The 21,416-nt window shown below is 62.2% G+C and carries 16 protein-coding genes; 13 read left to right on the top strand and 3 right to left on the bottom strand.

What is annotated here, in order from left to right:
* Nucleotides 1–44 precede the first annotated feature (44 nt).
* From ppk1 to ACVCL9_RS08305, 6 genes are all read left to right on the top strand, one after another.
* Complete coding sequence (ppk1, locus tag ACVCL9_RS08280; RefSeq protein ID WP_447098464.1) at nucleotides 45–2,135, top strand: polyphosphate kinase 1; 2,091 nt, start codon at nucleotides 45–47, stop codon at nucleotides 2,133–2,135.
* A 61-nt stretch (nucleotides 2,136–2,196) separates the two neighbouring features.
* Nucleotides 2,197–3,714, top strand: a complete 1,518-nt coding sequence (locus ACVCL9_RS08285; protein WP_447098463.1) for a Ppx/GppA phosphatase family protein — start codon at nucleotides 2,197–2,199, stop codon at nucleotides 3,712–3,714.
* Nucleotides 3,715–3,798: 84 nt separating this feature from the next.
* On the top strand, nucleotides 3,799–4,515 hold the full coding sequence (locus ACVCL9_RS08290; RefSeq protein WP_395119575.1) for a peptidylprolyl isomerase: 717 nt from the start codon (nucleotides 3,799–3,801) through the stop codon (nucleotides 4,513–4,515).
* Between the two features lie 5 nt (nucleotides 4,516–4,520).
* Nucleotides 4,521–5,249 (top strand): UDP-2,3-diacylglucosamine diphosphatase, encoded by a 729-nt coding sequence (locus ACVCL9_RS08295; RefSeq protein WP_447098462.1) that lies wholly within the window; start codon nucleotides 4,521–4,523, stop codon nucleotides 5,247–5,249.
* A gap of 843 nt (nucleotides 5,250–6,092) precedes the next feature.
* Nucleotides 6,093–7,307, top strand: a complete 1,215-nt coding sequence (locus ACVCL9_RS08300) for a tyrosine-type recombinase/integrase (RefSeq protein WP_447098461.1) — start codon at nucleotides 6,093–6,095, stop codon at nucleotides 7,305–7,307.
* Nucleotides 7,300–8,454, top strand: a complete 1,155-nt coding sequence (locus tag ACVCL9_RS08305) for a hypothetical protein (protein ID WP_447098460.1) — start codon at nucleotides 7,300–7,302, stop codon at nucleotides 8,452–8,454. The genes ACVCL9_RS08300 and ACVCL9_RS08305 overlap by 8 nt, the downstream gene beginning before the upstream one ends.
* Here the strand turns inward: ACVCL9_RS08305 and ACVCL9_RS08310 are convergent.
* On the bottom strand, nucleotides 8,408–9,637 hold the full coding sequence (locus tag ACVCL9_RS08310) for a hypothetical protein (RefSeq protein WP_447098459.1): 1,230 nt from the start codon (nucleotides 9,635–9,637) through the stop codon (nucleotides 8,408–8,410). The two genes, ACVCL9_RS08305 and ACVCL9_RS08310, sit on opposite strands and share 47 nt — an antisense overlap.
* Before the next feature lie 206 nt (nucleotides 9,638–9,843).
* A complete protein-coding gene (locus ACVCL9_RS08315; protein WP_447098458.1) occupies nucleotides 9,844–10,236 on the bottom strand; it encodes a helix-turn-helix transcriptional regulator in 393 nt (130 codons plus the stop codon).
* A gap of 1,481 nt (nucleotides 10,237–11,717) precedes the next feature.
* On the opposite strand from ACVCL9_RS08315, the gene ACVCL9_RS08320 reads away from it, so the two are divergent.
* The 7 genes from ACVCL9_RS08320 to ACVCL9_RS08350 all read left to right on the top strand — a co-directional run bounded on the left by ACVCL9_RS08320 (nucleotide 11,718) and on the right by ACVCL9_RS08350 (nucleotide 17,148).
* Complete coding sequence (locus tag ACVCL9_RS08320; RefSeq protein ID WP_447098457.1) at nucleotides 11,718–12,701, top strand: SOS response-associated peptidase family protein; 984 nt, start codon at nucleotides 11,718–11,720, stop codon at nucleotides 12,699–12,701.
* A gap of 206 nt (nucleotides 12,702–12,907) precedes the next feature.
* Nucleotides 12,908–13,306, top strand: coding sequence for a JAB domain-containing protein (locus ACVCL9_RS08325; protein ID WP_447098456.1), 399 nt, complete (start codon nucleotides 12,908–12,910; stop codon nucleotides 13,304–13,306).
* Entirely contained in the window at nucleotides 13,287–13,394 is a 108-nt protein-coding gene (locus ACVCL9_RS08330) for a JAB domain-containing protein (RefSeq protein WP_447099604.1), read from the top strand. Before ACVCL9_RS08325 ends, ACVCL9_RS08330 begins: the two co-directional genes overlap by 20 nt.
* A 360-nt stretch (nucleotides 13,395–13,754) precedes the next feature.
* Nucleotides 13,755–14,711, top strand: a complete 957-nt coding sequence (locus ACVCL9_RS08335) for a DUF932 domain-containing protein (protein WP_447098455.1) — start codon at nucleotides 13,755–13,757, stop codon at nucleotides 14,709–14,711.
* A gap of 12 nt (nucleotides 14,712–14,723) precedes the next feature.
* Complete coding sequence (locus tag ACVCL9_RS08340) at nucleotides 14,724–15,176, top strand: hypothetical protein (protein ID WP_447098454.1); 453 nt, start codon at nucleotides 14,724–14,726, stop codon at nucleotides 15,174–15,176.
* An 80-nt stretch (nucleotides 15,177–15,256) separates the two neighbouring features.
* Nucleotides 15,257–16,234: a YqaJ viral recombinase family nuclease gene (locus tag ACVCL9_RS08345; RefSeq protein ID WP_447098453.1), complete on the top strand. Its 978-nt coding sequence runs from the start codon at nucleotides 15,257–15,259 to the stop codon at nucleotides 16,232–16,234.
* A 14-nt stretch (nucleotides 16,235–16,248) separates the two neighbouring features.
* Complete coding sequence (locus tag ACVCL9_RS08350; protein WP_447098452.1) at nucleotides 16,249–17,148, top strand: recombination directionality factor; 900 nt, start codon at nucleotides 16,249–16,251, stop codon at nucleotides 17,146–17,148.
* Between the two features lie 480 nt (nucleotides 17,149–17,628).
* On the opposite strand, the gene ACVCL9_RS08355 is transcribed toward ACVCL9_RS08350, so the two are convergent.
* Nucleotides 17,629–20,310 carry a UvrD-helicase domain-containing protein gene (locus ACVCL9_RS08355; protein WP_447098451.1) on the bottom strand — a complete coding sequence of 894 codons (2,682 nt, stop codon included), beginning with the start codon at nucleotides 20,308–20,310 and terminating at the stop codon, nucleotides 17,629–17,631.
* Nucleotides 20,311–21,416 lie beyond the last annotated feature (1,106 nt).

A 21,416-nucleotide genomic window follows, 5' to 3' on the forward strand; every position in this document is an offset into this window, starting at 1 on the left:
CCGGCGCATCATGCATCGTCCACCGCCATGGGCCAGAATGGGCCATGTCCAGACCTTCCGCCCGCGTACCCGCCATCGACCTTGCCGCCCCGCAGCTGTACTTCAGCCGCGAGCTGGCCGCCCTGGAGTTCAACTTCCGCGTGCTGGCGATGGCCCGCGATGCCAGCGTGCCCCTGCTCGAACGCGTGCGCTACATGAGCATCGTGGCGAACAACCTCGACGAGTTCTTCGAGGTGCGCGTGGCCATGCTCAAGCATCATCACGCCTACGGCTCGGCCGCGCCGGGCCCGGATGGCGTCCCCTCCGGCGAATTGCTGGCGCGCATCCGCGGCCGGGTGCTGGACCTGGTGGCCGAGGTCTACGCCGCGTGGCGGGAACAGATCCGCCCGCAGCTGGAGCAGGAACACATCCATATCCTCACCCGCAAGCAGTGGACGCCGCGCCAGCGACGCTGGCTGCAGGGCTATTTCGAGCACGAGGTGCTGCCGGTGCTGTCGCCGCTGGGGCTGGACCCGGCGCATCCGTTCCCGCGCATCCTCAACAAGACGCTGAACATCGCGGTCGTGCTGAAGGGCCGCGACGCCTTCGGCCATGAAGGCCATCTGGCCCTGGTGCGCGCACCGCGGTCGCTGCCGCGGATCATCCGCGTGCCCGCCGAGGTCAGCGGCCGTGGCCATCACTTCGTGTTCCTGGCGGAGTTGCTGCAGGCTTTCGTCGACCTGATGTTCCCCGGCCTCAAGGTGCTCGGCTCGTACCAGTTCCGCGTCACCCGCAACAGCGAGCTGATCGTCGAGGAGGCGGAGGTCGAGAACCTCGCGCTCGCCCTCAGCGAGGAGTTGCTCGGCCGCGGCTACGCGCGCCCGGTGCGGCTGGAGATCGCCGAGGATTGCCCGCAGGCGATCACCGCGCTTCTTGTGGAGAAATTCCAGCTCGGCGAGGCCGACGTCTACCGCTGCGACGGCCCGGTCAACATCATCCGCGCCGGCCTGATCTACGACTGGCTGGACCGTGCGGAGCTGAAGTTTCCGCGCTTCACCCCGCAGTTGCCGCCGTCGCTGGACAGCAGCCTGAACAAATTCGAGGTGATCGCCAAGGGCGACGTGCTGCTGCACCATCCCTACCAGAGCTTCGCCGCGGTGATCGACCTGCTGCGCCAGGCCGCCGCCGACCCGCAGGTGCTGGCGATCAAGCAGACCCTGTACCGCGCCGGCGAGGACACCCCGCTGGTCGACCTGCTGGTGGAGGCCGCGCGCCACGGCAAGGACGTCACCGTGGTGATCGAACTGCGGGCGCGCTTCGACGAGGAGGCCAATATCCGCCTGGCCACGCGGCTGCAGGAGGCCGGCGTGCAGGTGGTGTACGGCGTGGTGGGTTACAAGACCCACGCCAAGATGATGCTGATCGTTCGCCGCGAGGGCGACACCTTGCGCCGCTACGCGCACCTGTCCACCGGCAACTACCACCAGGCCAACAGCCGCGTGTACACCGACATCGGCCTGATGACCGCCAACCCCGAAATCGGCGAGGACTTGCACAAGGTGTTCCAGCAGCTGTCCGGACTGGGCCCGGTGATCGAGCTGAAGCGCCTGCTGCATTCGCCGTTCACGCTATATCGCGGCGTGCTGGCCCGGATCGAGCGCGAGACCGAACACGCCCGCGCGGGGCGACCGGCGCGCATCGTGGCCAAGCTCAATGCGCTCAACGAGGCGAAGGTGATCACCGCGCTGTACACCGCCTCGCAGGCCGGCGTGGAGATCGACCTGATCGTGCGCGGCGCCTGCACCTTGCGGCCCGGCCTGCCCGGCGTCTCCGAGCGCATCCGGGTGCGCTCGATCGTCGGGCGTTTCCTCGAACACAGCCGGGTGTACTGGTTCGCCAACGATGGCGAGGCGGAAATCTACTGCGCCAGCGCCGACTGGATGGAGCGCAACCTGATGCGGCGGATCGAGATCGCCTTCCCCATCCTCGATCCGCAGCTGGCCGCGCGTGTCTACGACGAGACGCTGGCCAACGGCCTGGCCGACAACACCCAGGCGTGGCTGCTCGACAGCGACGGCCGCTACACCCGCGCCGAGCCCGGCGACAACCCGCCGTACAGCGCGCAGCAGACGCTGCTGGAACGACTGTGCCCGTGAGCCGCCTGCAATGCGCGCACGCGTGCGAGAATCCGCACTTCGCGATTGCCGGAGCGCCGGATTGAGCGCAGTCGAACAAACGCCGATCCGCGATGGCGAACTGATGGCCGCCATCGACATGGGCTCGAACAGCTTCCACATGGTGGTGGCGCGCATGGAGCATGGCGAACCGCGGGTGATCGACCGCCTGCGCGACACCGTGCGCATGGCCGCCGGCCTGCGCGCCGACGGCAGCCTGGATGCCGAGCGGCGCGCGCGCGCACTGGCCTGCCTGGCCCGCTTCGGCCAGCGCATCGCCGGCTTGCCCACCGCGCGCGTGCGCGCCGTGGCGACCAATACCGTGCGCCAGCTCGCCTCGCCGCAAACCTTTCTGACCGCGGCGGAAGCCGCGCTGGGCCACCCGATCGAGGTGGTCTCCGGCCGCGAGGAGGGCCGCCTGATCTTCCTCGGCGCCGCGCACGACCTGCCCGCCTCGCGCGAACCGCGGCTGGTCATCGACGTCGGCGGCGGCAGCACCGAATTCATCATCGGCCGCGGCCTCGCGCCGTTGCACACCGAGAGCGTGCAGGCCGGCTGCATCGCCTCGACCCTGCGTTTCTTCCCCGGCGGCAAGATCACCCGCGCGCGCTGGCAGCGCGGCCTGAGCGAGATCGGCGTGCTGCTGCAGCAGTTCGCGGAGGACTATCGCGAATCGGGCTGGCAGGATGCGTTCGGCTCGTCCGGCACCACCAAGTCGATCGGCGCGGTGGCACTGGCCATGGAGCTTTCCGACGACGGCATCACGCCCGCGGCGCTGGCCGCCCTGCGCGATGCGCTGATCGAGCAGGGCCAGGTCGGCACGCTCAAGCTGCCGGGCCTGGTTCCCGAACGCACGCCGGTGTTCGCCGGCGGCGTGATGATCATGGAAGCGGCCTTCACCGCGCTGGGCATCGAGCGGCTGCGCGTGTGCGAAAGCTCGATGCGCGAAGGACTGCTGTGGGACCTGCTCGGCCGCGCCGGCGGCAGCGACCCGCGCACCGCCAGCATCGACGCGCTGGCGACCCGCTACGGCGTCGACCGCGCGCAGGCGCGGCGAGTGGAAGCGACGGCACTGATGCTGTTCGACCAGGTCGCGCGCAACTGGAAGCTCGACGCCGATGCGCGTGAGTGGCTGTCCTGGGCCGCGCGGGTGCACGAGATCGGCCTGGCCATCGCGCACAGCCAACATCATCGCCACGGCGCCTACATCCTGCGTCATGCCGACCTGGCTGGCTTCTCGCGGCAGGAGCAGGAATTGCTGGCCGCGGTGATCGAACTGCACCGGCGCAAGCCGGACAAGTCCATCATCGCCAGCCTGCCGCTGCGTTATCGCGCGCTGGCGAAGCACATCACCGCGCTGTTGCGTCTGGCCGTGCTGTTCCGCCGCGCCCGCCGCGCCGAGTCGCTGCCGCAGATGCAACTGGCAGCCAGCGCCCGCTCGCTGCGCCTGAAACTCCCGCCGGGATGGGGCGAGCAGCACCCGCTCACCGAAGCCGACCTGCAACAGGAAAAGGCGCCGATGACCGAACTTGGGGTGAAACTGGATCTCGCGAACAAGTGATCCGCCTTTTTCGCGGCATGCCGATGCCATGCCGCGTATCATGGACGCCCGCCTCGTGAATGCCGGTCCGGATCGCTCGCTGCCATGCTCAAATCCCTGCTGATCGCCCTGCTCCTGCTCGTTCCGTTCGGCGCCGCCGCGCAGGCGGGCAAACCTGCACCGGCCACATCGAGCGCCGCGCCCGTCGCCGCACCGCCGCACGTGCTGCTGCATACATCGCAGGGCGATCTCACGCTGGAGCTGTATCCGGACAAGGCGCCCAAGAGCGTGGCCAACTTCCTGCAGTATGTGCGCGACGGCTTCTACGACGGCACCCTGCTGCACCGGGTCATCCCCGGCTATCTGGTGCAGGGCGGCCTCTACACCCGCGACCTGCAGCCCAAGCGCACGCGCCCGGCCATCGCCAGCGAGGCGGACAACGGGTTGTCGAACCTGCGCGGCACGATCGCCGTCGCCCGCGGCGCCGATCCCAATTCCGGCACCGCGCAGTTCTTCTTCAACCTGGTCGACAACCGCCGGCTGGATTTCGTCGGCAACCAGAGCGGCCTCACCTGGGGCTTCGCGGTGTTCGGCAAGGTGACCAAGGGCATGGACGTGCTGGACAAGATCGCCGCCCTGCCCACCCGCCCGCTGGGCCCGTTCGCCGGCGACGTACCCGAGCCACTGGTGGTGATCGAGAAGGCCAGCGTGATCGGCGAAGAGGTTCAGGCGCCGGCGAGCAGCGCCAAGGCGCCGGCCAGGGCAGCATCTGTCACCAAGCCGACCAGCAAGCCGGCGGCGAAGCAGTCCGGCGGGAACTGATCGGCATGGCCACGTTGTTCATCGCCGACCTGCACCTCGATCCCGCACGCCCGCAAATCACCCGCCTGTTCGAGAATTACCTCGCCAGCGACGAAGTGCGAAGCGCCGACACGCTGTACATCCTCGGCGACCTGGTGGAAGCCTGGATCGGCGACGACGATGATGCCGAGTTGCCGCAGCGCATCGCCGAGGCCATCCGCGCCGTGCACGATGCCGGTGTGCCGGTGCATTTCATGGTCGGCAACCGCGACTTCCTGCTCGGCGAAACATTCGCCACCCGCGCCGGCATGACCCTGCTCGACGACGGCACCGTGCGCGACATCCAGGGCCGGCCCACCTTGCTGATGCACGGCGACACGCTGTGCACCGATGACCTCGCCTACCAGGCCGTGCGCAAGCAGGTTCGCACGCCCGAATGGCAGGCGCAGATCCTGGCGATGCCGCTGGAGGCGCGCCGCGCGTTTGCCGCCAAGGCCCGCGCCGACAGCAAGGCACACACCGGCAGCACCATGGAAAGCATCATGGACGTCAACGCCGAGGCGGTCGCCGCGGCACTGCGCGGAGCGGGCGTGACGCGGTTGATCCACGGACACACGCATCGGCCAGCCATCCATCGTCTCGAACTGGACGGAAAGCCGGCCGAGCGGATCGTGCTGGGGGACTGGTACGAACAGGGGTCGGTGCTGGTGGTGGACGGCGAGCGCGTGGAGCTGCGTGGATTGGCGACGAGGTGAGGCCCCACGGGCCAGAAACTCGACATCAAGGATTGATTCCCCGAACCGTTCGGGCTGAGCGTAGCGCTGGAGGCGCGCAGTCGAAGCCTCGGCGCGACCTGCCAAGCAAGAGCTCGCTTCGATGGAATGCGTCGCGGCGTAGAGGACGCGGAGATTGTGAATCCCATCCACGGGATTCACCCCTTCACGCTGCGCGCTACGGGGCCAGCCTTCGGCTGTCCAAATTCGTTCCAGACGAATTTGTCGCTCGCGGAGGCAGGATGCCGGAGCGACAGCGGCAAAGCCGCTGGCCCGAAGGGTGAGGCGCAGGATGCGCCGAGTCACCGGAGAGTTCGTCCACTGCCTCTCTCCGCCAGATACGCAAAACGCCCGCCTCGACGGAGCACGTGGTTACTTGGTCGTGCACCAGGGATTGTTCGGCCCATCCATGGGCCTCACCCCTTCGCGCTGCGCGCTACGGGGCCAGCCTGCGGCTGTCCAATTTTGTTCCAGACGAATTTGTCGCTCGCGGAGGCAGGATGCCGGAGCGAACAGCGGCAAAGCCGTTGGCCCGAAGGGTGAGGCGCAGGATGCGCCGAGTCACCGGATGGTCCGTCCACCACCTCTCTCCGCCAGATACGCAAAACGCCCCGTTCGGGGCGCTTTGCGTATCTGGCGGAGAGAGAGACCGCCTTCAACAGAAACAACGAATGCCAATAGTTCCCAAGGAAGACTAGCAAAAGTGGCTATCTAAAGCCATTTTCTCGATCAACTTGGCCAACAAACTGCAATGAAGGTCAACCACGTCCAAGCTCCAATGGCATACTGGCTGGCATACCACGATGCAGCTTGGAACCTCCAACGATGGCACTCCTTACCGACGCCAAGGCACGAAGTATCAAACCCGGAAGCCCACCGCTTGCACACGGCGGAGTCACTGGGTTGGCGCTGCATCCCTCCCCCAGCCACAAGGGCCAAGGCAAGTGGGTACTCCGCTATGTCAGTCCCGTTACCCAGAAGCGTCGCAATGCCGGGCTAGGTTGTTACCCCGAGGTCGGCATTGCCGACGCGGCTCAACTCGCGCGCAGCATGCGTGAACAGCTTGCGCATGGACAAGACCCGCTGGAACTCAAGGCCAACGAAGAAGCCAAGCCGCGCCTGCCTTCGCTCAGCGAAGCCGCCAAGACCCTACACGGTGAGCTCACCCCTGGCTGGAAGAACGCCAAGCACGTCCAGCAGTGGATCAACACGCTGACTGAGTATGCCTTCCCCTTGATCGGCTCGATGCCGCTGGATCAGATCCAGCCGCGCCACATTGCCGACGTACTGCGCCCTATCTGGCTGGAGAAAGCGGAGACCGCAGGGCGAGTCAAGCAACGGCTGCACGCGGTTATGGCGTGGGGGTGGGCACATGGCTTCTGCCAGTCGAATCCGGTCGACGTGGTGAATCACCTCTTGCCACTCCAACCAGGCAAAACCGTCCGCACACAGCACCAGCCTGCGATGCCTTGGGCGTTGATGCCCGCGTTCGTGATCGACCACCTGCCGCCAAGCGTTGAAGTCACGCGTCAGCTCTTAGGGTTTGTGATCCTGACGGCAGCCCGTTCGGGCGAGGTACGCCACATGACGTGGGATGAGGTGGACTTGAAGAACAAGCTCTGGACGGTGCCTGCGGAGCGAATGAAGGCCAAGCTAAGCCACCGCGTGCCGCTTTCTAATCAGGCCATAGCACTCCTCAAGCACCAACAGGGGCTGCACCACACGTTTGTGTTCCCGTCTGTACGCAAAGGCGTCCCGTTGTCGGACATGGTTCTGACGGCCTTTCTGCGTCGCGTGAAGGCCGTTAGCGACGTACCGGGGCGTGTGGCTACCGCCCACGGCTTCCGATCCAGCTTTCGCGACTGGTGCAGCGAGAAGGGGTATGCGCGCGACTTGGCGGAAAGGGCATTGGCCCACACCGTGCAGAACAAGGTGGAGGCTGCCTATCACCGGACGGATCTGCTGGAGCAGCGCCGGCCGCTCATGCAAGCATGGGCTGATTTCGTAATGCCTAATGGGAAGTTACGTGCGCATGACTGAGATAAATGCGAGACGGTTGTCGAAGCTGGTGCCGCTGTTAGACGAAGTATCCCCTGCCGAGATGCGCAGCACCTTGCCCGCGTTGGTGCACGATGGCGAGGTTGAACTCTACGTCCGTGTACCCGCTGGCAAGGCGGTGTACATGGATGGCATCCAATTGCTGCCGACAACGTTTAGTGATGCCGCTAACTCCTTGAGCCGCCCCCTGTCGCCCTACGACCGTAGCCAGATGCGGAACGCTAGGAAATCCGGCATCCCAGCTATCCAAGCTCCGATGATAGTTCCAGGTGCGATCTATCTAGGAATGGCGCCAAAGGACGCCCGCTTGCTGCTAGAGATGGAGCGGAGGGATGTCTGTTGGTTTCCTTGCGCCGTCCTGTTTTCGCAGGACTCAGGGACAGATTCGAAGCATCTCACACGAGTGATTCCATGGCAGTCGCTATGTTGCCTTCGGCCCGATGATGGGCAGCCAAAGCGGGGGCCATGGATAGGTCCTGACCCCGGGCACGCGCTAGCCATCGAGCTGCGTGACGTCCTCGTTGAACAGAATGCCTTGGACATCGTGTTGCGGACGAAGGAAGACCCACTGGGGCTAAGGGAGACCTCGCCTGGCGTTTACGTCCTGTGCCGCGCCGCTGCGCATTTCAATGATCCGGAAAAAGGCGTACAAGCACGGCAGCCTGCAGTCGAAGAATGGGCAAGGAACGAAGCTAGCGCGTGCGGCGTTGATGACTGGTTGTTTACAAAGGGGGTACTGAAGCAGGTCAGGAAACTCATCAACACGAAGCACAACGAGCGTCAGGGCATGAAGTCTCCCACTGAGTTCGATCTCAGCGTATTGAATGACGACGAAGCTCGCGCTTTCGGCCAGCTTCACTGGGCGAGCAAACGATTGATGTTGGTTGTCCACGCAGCACGATGCTGGCAACAGCTTATCTGCGGTCAGGAGAGACCCTGGGAGGCCGTTAGTCCAGACGACCAGATGCGGATGACCCGCAACTTAGGTAAAAGGCTAGACGACTGGGGGTTTACCGGTGATGGCGAACGCGATGCGGTCTTGTCGGTAGCGATCTACCCGATCGACATTCGCGACATACGCCTCAAGCAGAGGGCGAAGCAAAAGGCGATGCAGAAAACACGCTCTTGAGCACCGAAAGGTCATTCTCGGCCTTTCGCGGCGCACCCGGCTTCGGGCTGTCGCTGGACTCAACGATGATGCCACGTCGGAGGTTACGTGAGCGTCCGGTTTCCAGGGCGCAGTCCTCCTTCGTCATATAAGCCAGCGCGATCAGGAGGCCGGTCAGCATGGCTCGATCACTGATACGCACCACGCCGAGTGCGTTGTGTTCGTATTTCTTGCGCAGTACCCAGCAGTTGAAGAACGTACCCTTCCCATCACTGAAGCGGCCCGCCCAGGCTTCGCCAAGCTGCTGGCTGTAAACGTGGCCTTCCTGGTGTTTGTGGCCGTCGAGAAAAACCATGAGATGGAAATGGATGCCACGACGGAAACCGCCTTCGCGCTTCACGATCCACCCCTTGACGTCAGGTTCAATGAGGCGATTCTCCCGTAAGGCACGCAGGTACTGGCTGACGCACCATTCTGCGCGATCTGACTCTGACCAAGCGTGACTATCAGGATGGATGTAAAGGTCAATCCTGAGTACCAGGAGCTTTGAGTACTTCTCGAACAGGCTGCCAGCATAAGCCCAGCAGGATTTCAAATTCTTACGCTCGCTCCTCTCGTGATTGAGAACCACCGTCCTGAACCGTCTGGAATTGCAGACGCGTTTTACAAATCCGGCTGCCCGGTCAAACGCATTCCGAATCGTCGGCTCGTTGACGTTGGCCCATTCCTCGGGATAGAAGTCGCTCAGCCTCTCGGCAATCTGCATGCAGGCACGGATCATCACCGTGATGTGGGGGTTGGGGATGGCGTGAATGACCGTGTAGGGCTCACCTTCAGCCAGCCCGGCCATCGTTCCATCTGCTTTACGGAAGGAGTGACCCTTCATATGGAAGCCCTGTTCGGCACGCTCCACCAATGGCAATGCGTTTGCGCACAGTAAGCGCACGTCATTTCCCAGGGCTGTCAGTTTATGCGCCATACCGCGCACGGATTTGAAAGGTGCGACCATAGCACCGCTACCGGTAGCCAATCGTTTAGCCGTCCTTTCAAAAGTTCTAAGATACATTTGCCAATCGTAGTCTTCCGTGATAACAGCTTTCCCATCTGCCGTGTGCCACATGCCTTTGGCGATATGCGCGTGCTGCCTCTCTCCTTCTTTGATGGCTCGCTCAATATGCTCGTCAGTAACTTCGTTATAGTTCATGATGTTTTTCTCTATGTGTTTGTTTATGTGCTTATTGACCTTATTTAAGGTGCAGTCACTGGTGGAATGTAGACAGACGACCCACAGCTGCCTCCATCACAAATCAATGGACTTGCTTGATGGAGCTATTGCCTGATACTAGTAACGGTGATACAAAGCCATTAGATATAGTTCCTGAATTCGCAATACGTTAATTTGCCCCAAGGCTAGTTATTCGACATGGACTTCCTCCGGATAGACGAGAGATTCGGTTCCGAGAGCTTCTTGCTGACTTGGTGCGACATTTCATGGGCGGGGCGCGAATCAACCCACCCAAGGATGTCGGCACGCCGCCAGCCGATCGCGGATCGCACTCCAGCTCCATTTCCGAGACGGATAGGCTTGGGGAACTCCGGGTCGAACCACTGCCCCTCGGAGTCCAAGAGATTCCGAATGGTGGACGGACTCAAGCCGATCTGGGCAGCGACTTCGTCGATGCGCAGCACCAGCCTTGGTTGTACATTCCACTTCTTGAGCGAATCGCCAATCGCTTCTCGGACGGCCTGGGCAATGACTCCCGACAGTACCTGCGGGGAACAGGGATCTCTTGCATCGTACATATTGCGGCTCTGCGGTGGTGATGCTGGAATACTGGAGCCGAGCTTGTGGTTTGGCGATGTACGAAATCCGCACTTCCATGGGGAGCCAAAGTCCGACGACCCGCTAGGCCGCACCACGACTAGCTTTCCACGACTGGAGAAGTGCGGAAGCCCTCCGCACCCTCGCCCCCCTTACCCCCTCCGTCGAGTTAGTTCTAAGCCGTCGAGTTAGTTTTCCGACCTTCGAAAGGCGTTAACCAAGCAAAAAAGGCGCTGCTAGCCTGAGTAGTGACGACTCACGCTGAGCGCGTCCGAGGGCATGTGGCCGGCTTACCGGTTCTTCCGCCCGATGCGATTGTCGGGGATGCGCTGCTGTGCAGCGACGGCAGCGCCAAAAAAAGGCGTGACGCCCGAAGAGCGTCACGCCTTTTTGATGAATAACGACCTACACCGACGTTACATGCAATTGTACCTTGGCACCGTCACCCACTTAAAATTCAATTCCCCGCACTCATCCAGATCATCTGCGATACGGACCAAGACGTCCCCATCTCTCACCTCGGGGGCCAAACTCGGGATGTGTACTCCTGCACATATTCAACAGCCCCGATACGGACCTCGCCCGCATCGCTGTAAAAAAGGCTCGCGAACTCTTCGATCAACTCCCCCTTGGCTGCAAAGATCATCTCCTCCCGAGAGGCAAAAAACGAATCGGTTCCGCCCCTCACCAACTCCTGGTATTCCCAATTCTGGTCACTCAAGTCACGCAGCATCATAGGCACCCTCGCTAACGGCGCGCACGATGAATCGTGCGCACGAAAATGTTAAACAAGATGGATTGCCTCAATCTGCTTGCGCTGCAAGGTGCAGCGTGCTCGGTCCGACGTTCCGGCTCTGTCTTCAGAGTTTGGGGCGATGGCAGCCTACACCAAACTGCGAAAATGGCAACCCCCTATAGGCCAGCCAGGAAGTTACCATGATCTGCTGGGGACGCAGTAGCAGTTGACGTTTTTTCAAGCTGGAGCGCCGCCGCCTGTGCAGTCGTGTGCCTCGCTCGTCGGTTCCGCCAGACACTCTGGGTCGGCTTCCGCCTGACACCTAGTCGGTTTGGGCCAGACTCGCTCGGCAGACAGAGTTTGCCGGGGCTAATGCGCTATGTGAATCGGGGAATGGACTGGAGGCGTGTAGGCGACAACCCACTGTTCAGCTTCGATGGATTGCCGGCTGCATACGAGGCCGGAGCAAGGCTGGCCTCTCTTTTTCGGCCGCTCTTAGGCACAGGCGATGGCGTCCCCCCTGGGCGAGGTGGGTTTCCATGTGCCGGACCCGATGGCTTGCCGGTCTTTCTGGAGCGTGTACGCGGATCATCCCACTCGCATCGCCCCGTGGATGGCGGGCGATTGGGGCGGCAACTGCATGTGTCTGCGCAACAGATCTGGCAGGAAGGTAATAACTGGGCTTGGGCACTATGCTTAGATCCGTCAGATCAAGCAGGCCCCGACATGTGCTATTCGGCGCAAATTTTGGCGGACTTCAGGAAATACGAGCGCTTCGGCGGAAAACTCGCTCTTAAGGAATTCACCAAGCTCGCGGGCTGGACCAAGAAGAAGGGCAGCTGGGTCAAGGTTGTCCCGAAGGCGTTGCGACGCGCGATGACCGATGCCACCAGTGGCGTGCTGGACATTGGCACGGTCGAATTGGCTCGCGATGCAGAATCTGAAGCAATCGCCTTGATCGCGTCTGAGATCGGCGTCCAGGAAGCGCGCCTCGTCGAGGCGAGCGCCAAGCTCGCGTCAGGTAAGCCGACCAAAAAGGCCGAGAACGACCTCCGCGTTGCGACCAACAAGCTTGAGGCAGGAAGGAAAAAGCTGGAAGATTTGGCGTTACCTGCGCCGGCCGATGGCATCGACAGAATCTGGCCTGGCCACTTCGCTCCGGTAATGATCCGTGATCCTCAAACGGGCGAGCGTATGGTCGTTCCGATGCGCTACCGCTGTCGCCTGCCGGGCTGGACAGAAACCGATGAGATCGAGAAGCCAGGCACGTACAACGCGCGGCGTGACAAGCTTTCGACCGTGTGGCGCAAGGTGTTCGGCTACAACCACGGCATCATGATCGTGGATCGCTTCTACGAAAGCGTGTATCTGCACAATCTGCAGCAGCGTGCTCTAATTCCAGGTGAGCGCGAGCAAAGCGTGGAGATTCTGTTCAAGCCTTCGACTGGTGAATACCTGTTCGTTGCCTGTCTCTGGACCTATGTCGAGGCAGTCGGCGACGATCCCGGGTTCTACACGTTCGCCGCGATCACCGATGACCCGCCTCTTGAAGTGGTTGCGGCTGGCCACGACCGGTGTCCCGTTCCCATTCAGGGAGACGACATCGACGCATGGCTCGACCCAAGCATGAACGACTACGCGAGCATGTATGCGATCCTCGATCGACGTGTGCGGCCGTATTACGAACATCTGCTAGTGCAGCAGAAGTAGTTGTAATTCTTCCGTAGCTCTCGCTCTGCGCCCGGGTCAGTCGGAACGCGTCCGTAACGCCGCTGGCATTCCGCTGACATGGCGCGATCCGAACCTGTAGCGGCTAGGCGCTTCGGCGCGCATTTTCCCCATCTTTCGCGACAACGCATAGAGCCTGGCTGTGAAGCCAGGCTCTATGCGTTTGTGCCCATCACAAGGAGCCACCTATGAAAGTTGTTCGATCCACGGCCTACACCCGCTATAAGCTCGACAGCGAAACAACAGAGCAGGACGTGCTTGCCGCGGCCGAAGGCATCCTCGGGGAAAGGCTCAAACGTCAGGGCAGCATCGACAGCCCGACCGATGCCAACGACTTCCTGCGCATGCGCCTGGGTGCCCTGTCGCATGAAGAGTTCCACGTTCTCTGGCTGGACAATCGGCATCGCATCATCGACTGCCAGAAACTCTTCAGCGGTACCGTCGACGGCGCCAGCATCTATCCCCGTGAGGTTGTACGGGCGGCGCTGAGCGTCAATGCCTGCGCAGCCATTCTGGCGCACAACCACCCCCAACGGAATCGCCGAACCGAGTGCCGCCGACCGGACTATCGCCAACGAGCTTCGTGACGCTTTGCGATTGATCGGGGTGCGGATTCTGGACCACATCGTCGTGGGTGACGAGTGCGTCAGCATGGCTGTCCGGGGACTGATGTGATGCAGGCGCTCACTGCCGCCCTGCCCTCAATCTGCGAACACGGATGGCTCGCGTATCAGTGACTTCGATTCAACGAGATCTCAGATCCATATTACCCCCGTGAAGTCCATGGTCTTTGGCTTCGCGTCTGGACGCTCCGTATCGCAGCGTTCGCAAAGGATACCCGACGACATGAGCGGCAAACTCGACACGGTCTACTGCATCCTGGTCGTTGCTACGGCAGTTCTGGTGGGCATCGTCAAATGCACCCACTGCGGTGGCTTCAAAGCCCCCTGATCCGATCCAACACACGCGCAGCGCACAAGGCCCGGCATGTCCGGGCCTTGTGCGTTTATGCCGCCAACTTACGAGGAAACGACAATGCATCTGGTTGAAACGATGGCCTACGCCGGCGAGAAGCCGTGGCACGGTCTTGGCAACAGATTGGCCCCGCAGCAATCCATCGACACGTGGAAGCAGCAGGCGGGCATGGACTGGCAGATCGAAGCGTCCGAAGTCCGCTACATCTCCGGCAACAACCACATGGGCGTGATCAACGCCTTCCCGGAGCAGAAGGTGCTGTACCGTTCGGACACCAAGGCGCCGCTGGCCGTGGTCTCCAAGCGCTTTCACGTGGTGCAGCCCGGCGAGATTCTGGAGTTCTATCGCGACCTGACCGCCTGTAATGGCTTTGAACTGGAGACGGCCGGCGTCTTGCGTGAAGGTCGCAAGTTCTGGGCGCTGGCAAAGACCGGCCAGAGCACCACGCTCAAGGGCCGTGACCGCGTCGACGGCTATCTGCTGCTGGCCACTGCCTGCGACGGGACGCTGGCGACCACGGCACAGTTCACGTCGGTGCGTGTGGTCTGCAACAACACCTTGTCGATTGCGCTGGGGAACGCCAACGGTGCCATCAAGGTACCGCATCGTAGCCAGTTCGATCCCGATGCGGTGAAGCGCCAGCTGGGCATCACCGTGTCGTCGTGGGATGGCTTCGTCGCCCGCATGAAGGCGCTGGTGGAGCGGCCGGTCGACCCCGATACGGTCGAAGGGCTGTTGCGTCGGGTACTCACCTACGCCGCGCCGGACGGCAAGGCCGTGGTGGTCAACGAGCAGGCGCTTGCCACCGTCCGTTCGTTGTACGAAGGCGGCGGTCGCGGTGCGTTGATGGCGTCCAGCCGGGGCACGGCGTGGGGTGTGGTCAACAGCGTGACCGAGTTCGTCGATCACCACCGCCGGGCGCGTAGTGACGATCACCGCCGCGATGCGGCGTGGTTCGGTCAAGGGGCGCAGATCAAGCAGCGTGCCTGGGACGAAGCGCTGAAGTTGCTGGCCTGACGGAGATCGACGATGGGACTGGATATGTACCTGGAAGCCAAGCGGTACGTTGCCCCCTGCGATCCGCGAACGGAACCGATGCGCCGCGCCATTGGTGCGGCCATCGGCTATATGCCGCCAAAGGAGAAGCCGGGCCAGGATGCCTCCCTGCTGGAAGTCAGCGGGGTGACGGTGCGGGTGGGCTACTGGCGCAAGTTCGATGCCTTGCACCGGTGGTTTGTGAGCAACGTGCAGGAGGGCGTCGACGACTGTCGACCGGCGTTCGTTTCGGTAGACACCTTGATCGAGCTGGAAGAGCAGCTCGAACGGGCAAGCGACGACTCGGCCAGCGTCAGCGGGCGTTTCACCGCTGACGCTAATGAAACGCTGGATGGCGGCGAAGTCGATTACACGTTGAAAGTCCTGCATCACGCCAAGCAATTGCAAGAGCAAGGCTGGGACATCTACTACAGCGCCAGTTGGTAGCGACACCTTGAGAACCAACCACCCACCACCCGACTGATGCCCATGCGTCGGTCGGGCTTTTTTATGCCCGGAGGAAACCGATGAGCAAGCAAAACGCGGCCGTGAGGCTGGTTGATACCAAGAAACTGCCCTATGGGCAGTGGCTGGATGTGCGCAGGAACGGCATCGGCAGCTCGGATGCCGCCGCCGCGGTAGGGCTGTGTCCGTACAAAAGTCAGCTCGAACTGTGGATGGAAAAAACCGGCCGCACGCCGCCGGACGAAGTACGGCCCGGTCAGGACGATCCGCGTTACTGGGGCACCCTGCTGGAACCGATGGTGGCGACCGCCTACCAGGAGCGCACCGGTCACAAGGTGCGCAAGCTCAATGCCGTGCTCCAGCATCCAACGTTCCCCTTCATGCTGGCGAACATCGACCGCGAAATCGTCGGCGTGCCCGGCGTGCAAGTGCTGGAGTGCAAGACCGCCGGCGAGTTCGGCGCACGGCTGTGGAAGGACGGCGTTCCCGAGTACGTCCAGTTGCAGGTACAGCACCAGCTGGCCGTGACCGGCAAAGCCGCTGCCGACGTGGCTGTGCTGCTGTGCGGCCAGCAACTGGAAATCCACCGCATCGAACGGGACGACGAAGTGATCGCCCGTCTGGTCGTGCTGGAAACCCGGTTCTGGGACTACGTGGAGAAGGACATCGAGCCGCCGGCCGATGGCAGTGAATCGGCGGCCAAGGCCCTGCGGAAACTGTATCGAGGCAACGACACCAGCCTGGACTTCTCCGGCGATGAAGACCTCGGCCGTGCCTTCGATGCACTGACAACGCTCAAGGGTGAGCTGGAAGCGATGGAGCATGAAGCCGAATCGTTCAAGCAGATGATCCAGCAAGCGATGGGCGATGCCAGTAAGGCGGTCTTCGCTCATGGCGAGGTGACATTCAAACGGGCCAAGGACAGCACCACGCTGGATACGAAGCGGCTGATGGCCGAGTGCCCGGATGTTGTCGCCATGTACTCGGCGACTCGCCCTGGCTCTCGTCGGTTTGTGTTGTCGCGGTCTCCCAACAACTGACAGAGGACAACGACATGTTGAAAGGTTTGGCTATTACCCCGCCCGTGATCGGGCGGATTTCCATTGGCCGGGTGGTGGAGCGCAACGGCAAGCGCCTGCCGGAGAAGGACGACCAGTTCACCCTGACCAGCCAGGTGCAGGGGCGCGACGGCTGGTTGTTGCATCCACTGGACGAGAAATTGCGCAAGGAAGCCGAGGGTCAGAAGTTGCGCGCAATCCCGGTGCGGCTACTGTTCAACGACCCGGGCCTCAACCTGCGGGCGGACTATTCCCTGTTTGACCGCACCACGGGCCGACCGGTCTGCGTGGGCAACGGCGAGACCTGCCGGCGCACGGGCAAGGAAGGTGTAGCTACGATGCCCTGCCCGGGGCCGGATGCCTGCGCGTTCTCGCAAGGGGCATGCAAGGCCTACGCACGGCTGAACGTGGTCGTGGGTGATGACGATGCGCTGGGTAGCTTCGTGCTGCGCACCACGTCCTTCAACACCATCCGCACGCTGGCGGCACGGCTGGAGTATTTCAGCGCCGTGTCCGGCAGATTGCTGGCCTGCCTGCCACTGGAACTGAAGCTGCGTGGCAAATCAACCACGATGAGCTATGGGACGCCGATCTACTACGTCGATCTGGTGGTGCGCTCTGGGCTCACGTTGGAGCAAGCCATCGCACAGGCGCGGGAGCTGGACGAACAGCGGCGGGCCTGCGGCTTCGACCAGGGTGCGCTGGACGAGTCCGCACGCAGGGGCTTCGCCAACGGTGCGTTTGAGGAACTGGAAGAAGACGTGCCGGCAGTGGTGGAGGAGTTCTACCCCGAAGGCGAGAGCGCGGCTGCGGATCACGGTAGTGGCGCCTCGAATGGTGCCAGCACCTTGCGCGGCAAGCTCGAAGCGCGCGTGGCAACGGCGAGCTCGCACTGAGCGAAAAGGAGGTGATGGTGATGTTTGGTTTCGTCGGCGGCTTGGTCGTGTATGGCTTTGCGCTGTATGGCCTCGCGAAGTATTTGCTGGGCAGCAAAGAAGATGACGACCAGTGATGGTGGGTAGTCGGGCGAGGGGCAGGGGCGTAGGCTCCTGCCCCTCGCGGGCTGGCGACTTCTTTTTTTGTCGGTGCGGCTCCACTGCAACCCTCCAACCATCGTCGGCGGATTCAACTTCGAAGTGCAGCACCCTAACCGATGAAGTGGCGCAGGTGCGGTAGCCTGCGCAACTTCACCGCCAAGCGGAGTTGCCCAAATCGACATATCTCCTACCTTGGATGGATCAGTGTGCTGACGCCAAGCACCGCTATGCGGGCAACGTCTTGCAGTCGAGCTGGCCGCGCAAGCCAATGAGCTCGGGCCATCCACTTCGCCCATCATCCTAGGTCGTGTGTGCGGCACGGCCATATAAAGTCGTAGGTCAGCGCTTGGGGATGTTGGCAGTGGCCTTGCAGCCTTCCTGGAAGCGTGAGCAACCGTAGAACGGGCCATTCCTGCCGTTTTTTTCCTGGATCACGCCCTTCCCGCATACGGGGCAGGTTTGCCCGGCGACCACCGGCACCGTAATCCGCTGTGAGCATCGCACGATGGCCGGATCGGTCAGCTTGCACGTCTGGTCGCAGGCCGGAAAGCGCGAACAACCCAGAAACGTGTCATCGCCACGCGGCACCATGACGCCACCGCAGTCAGGTCGGGCGCACGGCTCTACCCCCTCTCCGCCCAAAGGTTCGATTACAAGGTGGTTGCGCTTGACCAGTTCTACCAAGAACTGGGATGGCTGGGCCAGCGTTGTGTAGAAGCGCACCTGTTTGCTGGCCCGGGTCATGGCCACGTAGAACAGGCGGCGCTCTTCGGCGAACGGGTAAGGGTCAGGCGCGGGCATGGCCAACTGGAGCGCGGGGTCGTCCTGGATCTGGCTGGGGAAGCCATGAGTGCCTTGGAGAACATTGAGGACGAAGACGTACTCGGCCTCCAACCCCTTGGAGCCGTGCGCGGTCCTGAAGTCGATCTTCAATCGGTCGCCGAACCGCTGCTGCCACTGCGCCAACGAGTCCGGGATGTCGCGCCGATAGCGGCCCAGTAACAGGATGGTGATGTGGGCCCCCTTGGCCGGCTTGAGCTTGCCTGCCACAGCGTAGCAATGCATGTCGGCCAGTTGCTGTTCGATGTAGCCGGGGATCATCTCGTCCTCGACAAACCCGTAGGCCAGCATGGGCGTTTTAGTCAGCGGATTGGTCGTTTTGACTGTTTTCTTGATCTGGGCGGGGTTGACCTGAATGAATTGGCTGGACACGTCGCACAGGTGCTGCGGGCATCGGAACGTCGTGTTGAGCGTCAGACGCGTGGCGAAGTCGAAGGTCTTCTCGAACTCCGTCATGACGGAGATATCGGAGCCGGCAAACCGATTGATGCCTTGCCAATCGTCGCCGACCACACACAGGTGGGTGGGCACGCCTGGGTTGCCGGCCAAGGCCTTCAATAGCCGGATGCGGGCGCGGGAACTGTCCTGGAACTCGTCGGCCAAGATGAGAATGTACGGGCTTTTGTAAGCCCCAGACTCCACATGCGCAGCCGCCTGTATCAGCATGTCCTCGAAGTCGATGAACTGGCCCTCCCGCAAGCGACGTTCCCATTCACTCGCGATGCGCTCGTAGAGGGAAAGGTACATGCGCAAGCGTGCGCCGTAGCCGTCCTTGGACTGCTCCTTCAAGGCCGCCTGCAGTTGGACGTGGGTCAGGCCGTTGTTCTTGACGTGCTGTTGGAACACCCGGAACGACCTAGCCAGGTCCTTCTCGTCGACAGGGGGCAACCCGACGTTTTTTCGCGTGGGATCGAATACCGGCTGGACGCCGCGAGCGATCAACGCCTGTTCCAGAGCGGGGATGGCCTGCCCGGTCAGCAGCCCGTGCGATGTGGTCTCGACCAGCGCGGTGCCCTTGTCCACGTGGAGTTGGCGTTTCCACTCCACGCCTTCGAGGTAGTCCTTGAACTCCTTGGGTGCCTCGCCCTTTTCGTTGAGCGCGAAGTGTTCGTGGTAGAGGTTGGCGTCGGGGTAGTAGAAGTCGGGGAAGTATTGGCGATACTGGCTGTCGGCCGTGTCGTGTTCATAGGCCCGCTCGTAGTCGTACCTGATACCGTTGTAGAACAACCAATTTGCGATGATTCGCTCTTCCTTACTCTTGACGATTTCGCCGTGGGCGGTGAGGAACCCTCTCCGGCCGTCGGCATAGGCGTCGGGCTCTTGCCGATGGCCCCACTTGCCGACATCGCGTGCATAGATCGTGCGGAACTGATCCCAGTCGCGCTTGAATGCCGCATCCTGGCCCGCCAAGGTCTTGATGATGTCGGACACTTCGCGGATATCGGCGCCGGGGTTGTCAGGGCTCACCCAGGGCGCAAGCGACGGCCTCTTGCCGGTGGCCTTGCCGATGACATTGATGCCGAAGGCGTGGAACGTGTTGGAGCGCACCTTGTCCACGTGGGGCACGCCACGCAGTCGCTCGGCGATACGCTGCCCTACTTCTTCGGCAGTGGCTGTATTAAACGCCAGCAACAGGATCTGTTCCGGCGTGGCCAATTTTTCGTGGAGGGCGTAGCCGGTCTTGGCCACCATGGTGGAGGTTTTACCCGAGCCGGCGGCGGCCACGACCATGACGCTGTCGTCCATGCAGATGCAAGCATGAATTTGTTCGTCGGTCAGCGGGTTCTTCTCCACTGTGTTGAAGAAATCCCTGCGCACCACTTTCTGGCGTGCCAGGTGGCTCGCATTCGCCTTATCGAACCGGAGCCGCAAGGTCTCTTCGGGCGATGGCTCACCGACCGCCTGCCTCCAGGTCTTGCGAGGGTGCTTGGGCGCGGGGTGCTTGGCCAGGAACCGGGAGACAGTTCCCTTGGAAATCCATCGACCACTGCCCATTATGACCGACAGATGCGCATCCCACTGCTCGAACGCGTCTTGAAACCTGTCGTCTTCCCGCTTCTGGTTAGCCCGTCGTTCGGCTTCCAAGGCGGGATCGACCTTCGGCTTGGCGCGACGGGGGTTTATGTTGCCAAAGATCGTCCCGATGAGCCAGAGAAGCCCAATGACTATCAGAAACTCCATCTATTTCCCTGCCCCTAGCCGCGATTCCAGTCTCTTTGGGATCATCTTGCCACGGGAACACAGGGGAGGGGCTGGCATCGCCTTCCTTGGTCCGGACTGCCACCCTGGGGAACTTCAGCAAATCGACGATGAATACGATCGGGATGATCCAGCGGAAGTGGCTGGGGAGACTGGTCATCGACGTTGGCAGGACATTCATCGCATCCCTCGCCGGTCACAAGCCCCCGGTGTGGTTGGTGGGTCAGTGAAGATGAGCTTGATGCGCCGTGCCTGGCGAAGCGCCCAGTTCGTCGGTTCCACCAAGACTATGTTCCGTGTCGGCTTGCGCCTGACAGGCAGTCGGATCGGTCCAGACTCACCGGGCACCACCAAGATGCCACCAAAAATAGGCGTGGGGCCATCGGCGGAAGGAGCTGCGGCGTGTAGGCGTTGTCCGCGCCAGCTCGCAGGCCACCTCACCGTCTTGAAGGGCTGATCTCTATGGGCGCCACTGCAGCCCTCACCACGACATTCGATCTGTCAATGAGGGTACGTGTTCGACGAGAGTCGTGCTGACTCGAAGATATTCGCTGCCCCACCACTTGCGAGCTCCACACCGTTACAGTAGAACTCGGCATTATGGGCGTCGACAGCGTACCTTCCTATCCCCGGTGCCAATGTGACCTGAGACAACTACCTCATCGCCATTACTGAAGGTAGGCTCATCTCATGGACACCCCAGCATCAATGATTTCCCCCTCGTCTTCCACGGCGGCAGTATCCTCGACCACGGTGCATGCCTCGACCGAAGTGCCGGAGGCGACACGCCGGCGGTTCACGCTCGGCTATAAGCGCAAGATCGTCACCTTGGCCGCAGGACTGCCCGACGGTGAGCTCGGCGCTATGCTGCATCGTGAAGGGCTGTACTCCTCGCACCTGACCCATTGGCATCGCCAGGTTGCAGCGCTGGACGCGCAGACGGCGGAGCCCAAGCGCGGACGCAAACCCGATCCCGCGCGCCCGGAGAAGCTTCGGATCAACCAGCTCGAACGCGACCTGGCGCGTGCGCAAAAGCGGCTGGCGCAAGCCGAAGCGATCATCGACGCCAAAAAAAACTCTGTGCGTTG

It is taken from the genome of Rhodanobacter sp. UC4438_H5, from assembly GCF_052978405.1.

What these genes read in the sequence shown, in the direction of transcription:
- ACVCL9_RS08310 (WP_447098459.1), bottom strand. Translation starts at nt 9,637, where the DNA reads ATGAACTATAACGAAGTTACTGACGAGCATATTGAGCGAGCCATCAAA.
- ACVCL9_RS08315 (WP_447098458.1), bottom strand. Translation starts at nt 10,236, where the DNA reads ATGTACGATGCAAGAGATCCCTGTTCCCCGCAGGTACTGTCGGGAGTC.
- ACVCL9_RS08325 (WP_447098456.1), top strand. Translation starts at nt 12,908, where the DNA reads ATGAAAGTTGTTCGATCCACGGCCTACACCCGCTATAAGCTCGACAGC.
- ACVCL9_RS08355 (WP_447098451.1), bottom strand. Translation starts at nt 20,310, where the DNA reads ATGGAGTTTCTGATAGTCATTGGGCTTCTCTGGCTCATCGGGACGATC.
- ACVCL9_RS08290 (WP_395119575.1), top strand. Translation starts at nt 3,799, where the DNA reads ATGCTCAAATCCCTGCTGATCGCCCTGCTCCTGCTCGTTCCGTTCGGC.
- ACVCL9_RS08305 (WP_447098460.1), top strand. Translation starts at nt 7,300, where the DNA reads ATGACTGAGATAAATGCGAGACGGTTGTCGAAGCTGGTGCCGCTGTTA.
- ACVCL9_RS08320 (WP_447098457.1), top strand. Translation starts at nt 11,718, where the DNA reads ATGTGCTATTCGGCGCAAATTTTGGCGGACTTCAGGAAATACGAGCGC.
- ppk1 (WP_447098464.1), top strand. Translation starts at nt 45, where the DNA reads ATGTCCAGACCTTCCGCCCGCGTACCCGCCATCGACCTTGCCGCCCCG.
- ACVCL9_RS08335 (WP_447098455.1), top strand. Translation starts at nt 13,755, where the DNA reads ATGCATCTGGTTGAAACGATGGCCTACGCCGGCGAGAAGCCGTGGCAC.
- ACVCL9_RS08295 (WP_447098462.1), top strand. Translation starts at nt 4,521, where the DNA reads ATGGCCACGTTGTTCATCGCCGACCTGCACCTCGATCCCGCACGCCCG.
- ACVCL9_RS08345 (WP_447098453.1), top strand. Translation starts at nt 15,257, where the DNA reads ATGAGCAAGCAAAACGCGGCCGTGAGGCTGGTTGATACCAAGAAACTG.
- ACVCL9_RS08350 (WP_447098452.1), top strand. Translation starts at nt 16,249, where the DNA reads ATGTTGAAAGGTTTGGCTATTACCCCGCCCGTGATCGGGCGGATTTCC.
- ACVCL9_RS08300 (WP_447098461.1), top strand. Translation starts at nt 6,093, where the DNA reads ATGGCACTCCTTACCGACGCCAAGGCACGAAGTATCAAACCCGGAAGC.
- ACVCL9_RS08340 (WP_447098454.1), top strand. Translation starts at nt 14,724, where the DNA reads ATGGGACTGGATATGTACCTGGAAGCCAAGCGGTACGTTGCCCCCTGC.